Source organism: Pseudarthrobacter sp. NamE5, assembly GCF_005796225.1.
Classification (GTDB): domain Bacteria; phylum Actinomycetota; class Actinomycetes; order Actinomycetales; family Micrococcaceae; genus Arthrobacter.
Window position 1 is genome coordinate 1 of sequence record NZ_VAHO01000039.1, and the last position, 681, is coordinate 681.

1 pseudogene is annotated in these 681 nt (G+C 71.4%); it reads right to left on the reverse strand.

From position 1 onward, the window contains the following. Window positions 1-674: pseudogene (locus FDW84_RS18985) on the reverse strand (DUF222 domain-containing protein); the annotation flags it as partial. Between the last annotated feature and the right edge of the window lie 7 nt (window positions 675-681).

Genomic DNA, 681 nt, shown 5'->3' on the forward strand with positions numbered 1-681 from the left:
CCCGCTGATCCCGCCGGGGGTGCCGGTGACCCGTTCGACCAGGGTGTCGGCCATGACCTGGCCCTTGGACCGCTCATCACCCGAGGACCTGACGGTATCGGCGCCCCGTGCCAGCGCCGCGTACACGGCCACGCCCTGGGCCACGGGGAGCAGGGCGGCCAGGTAGGTCATGGTGTCCGGCGCCGGGCGCAGCGATACAGTCCGTTCGGTCACGGCGCGGGCTGCCCGTTTCGCCACCGACCGCGGGTCCCGCCGGTACTCCGCGGCCCGGACGGCACTGATGATGGCCCGGTCCCCGGCGCCGTCGAAGGTGCCGGTATCGGCAGCCAGTTCTTCGTCCACGGCGCACCGGTCCCCGGCGGGCAGGCAGGCTGTTTCCTTTACCACCAGTGTGGCCCGCCATTCATTCAGCTGACCGGACTCCAAAGCTGCCAGGGTGCGGGGCATCTCGGTCACCAAGGCCTTCGCCAATCCCAGGAGCCTGCCGCCCCGGGCAGGGGACTCCCGCCGGGCCAGAGCTATCTCTGCCGCGCCCCGGCGCCGCACTCATCGCCCCGCACGCCCGCCTCCGCCTGCTCCCGCCTCCTCGCCACATCAAAGGCAACCTCAATCCGGGCCTGCCTCGCAGCCAAAGCAGACTTCGCATCCTCCAGCTCCCGGATCTGGTCAATCATCCCCGGC